Origin of the sequence: Methylobacterium sp. B1 (assembly GCF_000333255.1) — a bacterium.
GTDB classification, from domain to species: Bacteria; Pseudomonadota; Alphaproteobacteria; order Rhizobiales; family Beijerinckiaceae; genus Methylobacterium; species Methylobacterium fujisawaense.
In genome coordinates, this window is record NZ_BACT01000004.1 from 1 (window position 1) to 6,054 (window position 6,054).

Consider the following 6,054-nt stretch of genomic DNA (forward strand, 5'->3'; position numbering starts at 1 on the left):
TTCCGCAACAATGTTGCACAGATGTGTGTACTTAAACTAGAAGCTGTAACCTTTGACTTGCGAAGCTTGACAACTTGGTGTCCAACTGCGGTGCACGCCACCTGTGTCGGGATCAGGGCTATAGCCGCATGAGCGGCAGGGATGACCGGCCACACGGCGTGCACGACATGCGACTTAGGGGCGGGCGGTGAAGCGGCGCGATAGCGAGGCGAAAACACCGCATTCGCAGGAGGATGCATCCCACTCCATGGAGAAGGATTCCCCTGGGCAAACGATGCCGAAGCAGACCACCGACGTCGATCGTCTCGTCGGGATTCGCATCACAGCCCTGCGCAAGGCGCGGGGCATGAGCCAGACCGCTCTCGGCAATGCGGTTGGGGTGACCTTTCAGCAGGTCCAGAAATACGAGAAGGGTCAGAACCGGGTCGGCGCCGGCCGGTTGCGGGAGATCGCGCGCCTTCTCGAAGTTCCGGTTTCCGCGTTCTTCGAGGAGACCGAGCCCCGCGAGAACGCCCAGGAGGACGTGTTCGGCTTCCTCAGCGCCCACGGTGCCATCGAGCTTCTGCGCGCCTACGCCCAGATCGAGGATGAGCAGATGCGCCGCGATGTGCTGGCGCTGGTCCGCAGCGCCGCGCGCCTGGCGCAGAACCGCACGGCGGCGCCGGCGGCGGATCCGGCCTGACAGGCGGGCTGGCGGGCCTCGCCCGGCGCGGCCCGGAGGCGGCTGCATCCGGGACGGTTTCAGGGTGCGTCAGCCGCGATCAGATGGAAGAAGCTGCCGGTGACGGGGCCGACCCGATGTCCGGCAAACCCCAGGTCCACACCCTCCGCATCCGAAACGCGGGCGAGCGCTGATGCCTCCGGTGCGATCGGCGAGAGCTCGGTGGCGTAGTGGAACTCGTGGCCGATGAGGCGCGCCCCGTCTTCTCCGAGCATGCCGGATCCGCAGAGCCGCGCGACGCGATAGCCGAGATGCAACTTGCGGCGGTGATAGGATGTCGCCACCGGGAGGAGGCCCGCCATGGGATGGGTGGTGCCGTCGGCGTCCTGAAGCGTCTGCCCGAGGACCATGTAGCCGCCGCACTCTCCGTGGACGGGGCGTGTCTCGGCAAAGCCGCGCAGCCCGTCCAGGAAACGGGTGGCGCCGGCGATCCGGCCCGCATGCAGTTCGGGATAGCCGCCCGGCAGCCAGCAGACGTCGCAATCCTCCGGTGGGCCTTCGTCGGCGAGGGGTGAGAAGGGGACGAGTTCGGCACCGGCCAACCGCCACCCGGTCGCAAGGTGCGGATAGAGGAAGCTGAACGCCGCGTCCCGAGCGACCGCCACGCGTTGTCCGGGCGGCCGCGGCAGCCGGCCGCCGGAGGTTGGCACGGCGCCGCCCGCACTGGCCAGGACGGCGTCGAGGTCGATACCGGCTTCCGCGAGGTCGGCCAGCCGGTCGAGGCGGGCGGTGAGATCCGCGGTCTCGCCGGCCTGGACGAGCCCGAGATGGCGTTCGGGCAGGACCAGCTGTGCGTCGCGCATCAGGGCGCCGAGCACCGGCAATCCAGCGCGCTCCATGCCGGCTTCGACGAGCCGGCGATGGCGGTCGCTCGCCACTTTGTTGAGGATGACCCCGGCGATCCGCACGCGGGGATCGTAGAGCGTGCAGCCCAGCGCCACTGCAGCCGCCGATTGCGCCGCGCCCGACACGTCCACCACGAGCACGACCGGCCAGCCGTAGCGCGCCGCGATGTCGGCATTCGCCCCGGTCCGGTTCTCGGCTGCCCGGACGCCGTCGAACAGGCCCATGGAGCCCTCGGCGATCACCACATCCGCCGCCGCCGCCGTCTCGCCCGCGAGCGTGTCGAGGAGGGGCGTCGCCATGGCGAAGCTGTCGAGATTGAAGCTCGGATGGCCGGTGGCGGCTTGGTGAAAGGCCGGGTCGATGTAGTCCGGACCGCATTTCGCGCCGCGGACCCGCAGGCCGCGCCGGGTGAGGGCGCGCATCAGAGCGAGGGTCACGGTCGTCTTGCCGGAGCTGGAGCGCGGCGCCGCGACGAGGAGGCCGGGGGCGCTCACGACGGCTGGCCCACGGTGCCGCCGGGCCGGTATCGCCGGTCGTAATCGGGCGCATAGAGCGCGCTCTCGCGGAAGCCCGCGGCGCCGAGGGCGGGCCCAACCAGGATCAGGGCGGTGCGCTCCAGGCCGGCCGCCGCGACGAGGCCGGGCAGCGTAGCGAGATCGCCGACCAGCGCCCGCTCGTCGGGCCAGGAGGCCCGGAACACAGCCGCCGCCGGGCAGGACGGCCCGTAGAACGGGATCAGTTCCGCGGCGACCGCCTCGACTACATGAATCGACAGGTGGATCGCCAGGGTCGCCCCGGTGGCCGCATAGGCCGACAGGGTTTCTCCCTCGGGCATGGCGCTCGCGCGGCCTGAGGTTCGGGTCAGGACCACGGTCTGCGCCACGCCGGGGACCGTCAATTCGCGGCGCAGCAGAGCGGCTGCGGCGGCGAAGGCCGGGACGCCCGGCGTTACCGTGTAGGGAATCGCCAGCGCGTCGAGCCGGCGCATCTGCTCGGCCAGCGCGCTCCAGATCGATAGGTCCCCGGAATGGAGGCGTGCCACGTCCTGTCCGGCCGTGTGCGCCGTCCGGATCTCCGCCATGATGGCGTCGAGGTCGAGGGGGGCCGTGTCGACGATCCGGGCGCCGGGCGGACACCAGCCCAGGATCTCGGGGGCCACGAGCGATCCGGCGTAGAGGCAGACGGGACAGGCCGCGATGCGGTCGCGCCCGCGCACCGTGATCAGGTCGGCCGCGCCGGGTCCGGCGCCGATGAAATGAACGGTCATGTGTCCCGTGTCGTGTCGCATCGGACGGCCAGGGCGCAAGTGGCGCCGGCGCTCGTGATCCGCGGCAGGGCGAGGCGGCTCTGCGGCCCGGCGCCGGCCAGGGCCGTCGCCTCGGCCAGCGAGCCGACGCCGCGCAGCTGTTCGATCCGCGCCGAGCGGGTGACGATCTCGGCGTCACGCGCCTGCAGCGCGGCGGCTGCCACGGGCTGGGGCGACAGGCCGAACCGTGCCGTCGCCGCGCGGATCGCCGGCTCTGCGGCCCGGTCGGCCGCCGTGGCGACGGCCGTCAGGCTCGACCGGTCGGCACCGAGCGCCGCGAGCGCGCGCTCGATCAGCGCCGCGATCTCGTCGGCGTCGGTCCCCCGACGGAAGCCGATCCCGGCGACCAGCAATCCGGTCACGGCTTGGTCCAGGCCCATTGGGTCACCGGCATGGCGGTGCGCCAGCCATGCATCCCGCCGACCGGGCTCGCCCGCTCGACACCGTAGCGACGCAGGCTTCCGCCCTGCGCCGCGAAGGCCGCGAGCAGCGCGGCCTCGCCTTCGAGGGTGACGGCATTGGCCACGCAGCGACCACCGCTCCGGAGGGCCGCAAGCACCGCTGGCAGGACCCCGGGCTCGGAGACGCCGCCACCGATGAAGACCGCATCCGGCGTCGGCAGGCCCTCGAGTGCCCCGGGGGCGGTGCCGACGACGACGGAGAGGTCCGGCGTCCCCAGGGCGACGGCGTTGCGACGGATGCGCTCGGCCCGGTCCGGGCGTCCCTCGATCGCCGTGGCGCGCAGGCTCCAGTGACGGAGCATCCACTCGATCGCGATCGAGCCTGCGCCGGCGCCGACATCCCAGAGATGCAGGCCCGGATGCGGACGGAGCGCCGATAGGGTCAGAGCCCGGATCTCGGCCTTGGTGAGCTGGCCGTCATTCTCGAACAGGCCGTCGTCGAGGCCCGGGGCGAGGGGAAGGGCGTGACCGGGCCCCGCCACCGCGATCGCCACCGTGTTCAGCGCGTCGATGTCGGCGCGGTCGAACGCGTCCGCGCGGGTCGTACCGACCCGTTCATTCGGGCCGCCCATCGCTTCCAGCACCGTCAGCGTCGACGCGCCGAAGCCCCGCGCGCAAAGCAATGCGGCGAGCGCGCCGGGGGTCGTGCCGTCCCAGGACAGCACGAGCACCCGCGCCCCGGGCTGGAGATGCGGCACGATCCGGGTCAGCGCGCGGCCATGGAGCGTGACCAGCGCGCATTCGGCCAGCGGCCAGCCGAGCCGCGCACAGGCGAGGCTGAAGGCCGAAGGCTGCGGGAAGGCGCGGATCTCGGCCGCCGGCACCATCCGGGCGATCTCGGCGCCGATGCCATAGTGGAAGGGGTCGCCGGTAGCGAGGAGGCAGGTCGGCTGCCCCCGCCGCGCGAGAATCTCCGGATAGGCCTCGTGGATCGGGCTCGGCCAGGGCCGCGTCTCCGCATCGAGCGGACCCGCGAGGGCGAGATGGCGTCGGCCGCCATAGACCACGCGGGCGGCATCAAGCGCGGCGGCGGCGGCCGGCGTCAATCCGGCCCGCCCGTCCTCGCCGATGCCGACGATCGACAGCCAGGGTAAGCTCGACAGCGCCTCAGGGCTCATGGACAAGGCGTCCATGGACACGGCGTTCCCGACGAGCGGCACGATGCGGATTCTGATCCTCGGCGGGACCGGCGAGGCGAGCACCCTGGTCCGGTCGCTCGCTGGTCGGGCGGATCTGTCCGTGACGCTCTCGCTGGCCGGCCGGACGGCCGCGCCGAAGCCCGAGCCCGTGCCGACCCGGATCGGCGGATTCGGCGGGATCGAGGGCCTCGCCGACTACCTGAAAGCCGACGCGATCGATTGCCTGATCGACGCGACCCATCCCTTCGCCGCGACGATGTCGCACCATGCGGCGTGCGCAGCCGCCCTGACGGCGGTGCCGATCCTCGCGATCCGCAGACCCGCCTGGACGCGCGAGCCCGGCGATCTCTGGATCGAGGTCGACCGGATGGATGAGGCGGTCGCCGCCCTCGGATCCGCGCCGCGGCGCGTGTTCCTGACGATCGGCCGGCAGGAGGCCGGGGTCTTCGCGGCGGCCCCCCAACACACCTATCTGGCGCGCACGGTCGAGCCGTTGGGCGGGATCCTGCCGGTGCCGCACCTCACCGCCCTGGAAGCCCGCGGGCCCTTCGATGTCGCGTCGGAGGCTGCGCTCATGCGCACGAGCGGCATCGAGATTCTCGTCAGCAAGAATGCCGGCGGGGCGGCGACCTACGGCAAGATCGCGGCGGCGCGCACCCTCGGAATCCCCGTCGTCATGGTGCGCCGGCCGGGCAAGCCCGACGTGCCGAGCGTCCCGGACGCTGCGGGCGCCCTCCGCTGGCTGGAGGCGGGCGATCACGCCGGTTCCTCAACCTTGCGGGCCGTGTAGACGAAGGGCGTCCGGCCGGCGCGCGGGATCAGCCGCGTCGTCGAGGCGCCCAGGATGACCATCGTGGCCATGTCGGCCGGCACGTCGCGCGCCTCGGCGAGGGTCGCGACCCGGATCGCCTCGTCCGGCCGGCTGATGGCGCGGGCGAACATCACCGGCGTGTGGGGCGCGCGGATCCCGGACGCGATCTCCAGAGCCGCCCCGAGCTGCCAGGGCCTGGCGGCGGAGATCGGATTGTAGAGCGCGATCACGAAGTCGGCGCGCAGCACCGCCTCCAGCCGCGCGGTCACCACCGGCCAGGGCTTCAGGTTGTCCGAGAGGGACAGCGCGCAGAAATCGCCGCCGAGGGGCGCGCCGAGCCGGGCAGCGGCAGCCAGCATGGCGGTGACGCCCGGCTCCACGGTGATCGCGAGGTCGCGCCAGTCAGGCTCGCCCTGCTCCACCGCCTCGAACACCGCCGCCGCCATGGCGAAGACCCCCGGATCGCCGCCGGAGACGACCGCGACCCGTCGTCCGGAGGCGGCGAGCTGCAGCGCGTGGCGCGCCCGGTCGACCTCCACCCGATTGTCGCTGGCATGTCGGACCAGGCCGGGTCGCTCGGGCACACGGGCGACATAGGGGAAGTAGCCGACGACATCCTCCGCCGCATCCAGCGCCCGGCGGGCGGACTCGGTCAGCAGCGCGGCGTCGCCCGGGCCGAGGCCGACGACGGCAAGGCTTCCGCTCACGGCCGCCGTCCCTCTCCGGGCAGAAGGACCAGGAGAAGTAGGGTGCGTCGTCGTCGGCCTGTC

Annotated in this window: 7 protein-coding genes; 2 read left to right on the top strand and 5 right to left on the bottom strand. The window is 72.5% G+C overall.

Features of this window, described 5'->3' with window-relative positions; all coding sequences use genetic code 11:
- Window positions 1-247 precede the first annotated feature (247 nt).
- Window positions 248-682 carry a helix-turn-helix transcriptional regulator gene (locus tag I53_RS00150; protein WP_078947404.1) on the top strand — a complete coding sequence of 145 codons (435 nt, stop codon included), beginning with the start codon at window positions 248-250 and terminating at the stop codon, window positions 680-682.
- 59 nt (window positions 683-741) lie between these two features.
- On the opposite strand, the gene I53_RS00155 is transcribed toward I53_RS00150, so the two are convergent.
- The 4 genes from I53_RS00155 to I53_RS00170 are packed head-to-tail and all read right to left on the bottom strand — an operon-like array spanning window position 742 to window position 4,467.
- The gene (locus I53_RS00155) at window positions 742-2,061 is read right to left on the bottom strand and encodes a cobyrinate a,c-diamide synthase (RefSeq protein WP_043345279.1); all 1,320 of its coding nucleotides are present in this window, start codon (window positions 2,059-2,061) and stop codon (window positions 742-744) included.
- Window positions 2,058-2,834, bottom strand: a complete 777-nt coding sequence (gene cobM, locus I53_RS00160; RefSeq protein ID WP_043345280.1) for a precorrin-4 C(11)-methyltransferase — start codon at window positions 2,832-2,834, stop codon at window positions 2,058-2,060. Before cobM ends, I53_RS00155 begins: the two co-directional genes overlap by 4 nt.
- Complete coding sequence (locus tag I53_RS00165; protein ID WP_043345283.1) at window positions 2,831-3,253, bottom strand: cobalamin biosynthesis protein; 423 nt, start codon at window positions 3,251-3,253, stop codon at window positions 2,831-2,833. Before I53_RS00165 ends, cobM begins: the two co-directional genes overlap by 4 nt.
- A complete protein-coding gene (locus I53_RS00170; protein WP_043345285.1) occupies window positions 3,232-4,467 on the bottom strand; it encodes a bifunctional cobalt-precorrin-7 (C(5))-methyltransferase/cobalt-precorrin-6B (C(15))-methyltransferase in 1,236 nt (411 codons plus the stop codon). Before I53_RS00170 ends, I53_RS00165 begins: the two co-directional genes overlap by 22 nt.
- 28 nt (window positions 4,468-4,495) lie before the next feature.
- Between I53_RS00170 and I53_RS00175 the strand changes: the two genes are divergently transcribed.
- Window positions 4,496-5,263: a cobalt-precorrin-6A reductase gene (locus tag I53_RS00175; protein ID WP_251982160.1), complete on the top strand. Its 768-nt coding sequence runs from the start codon at window positions 4,496-4,498 to the stop codon at window positions 5,261-5,263.
- On the opposite strand, the gene cobJ is transcribed toward I53_RS00175, so the two are convergent.
- Entirely contained in the window at window positions 5,230-5,991 is a 762-nt protein-coding gene (gene cobJ / locus I53_RS00180; RefSeq protein WP_043345289.1) for a precorrin-3B C(17)-methyltransferase, read from the bottom strand. The genes I53_RS00175 and cobJ overlap by 34 nt on opposite strands.
- Window positions 5,992-6,054: the final 63 nt, after the last annotated feature.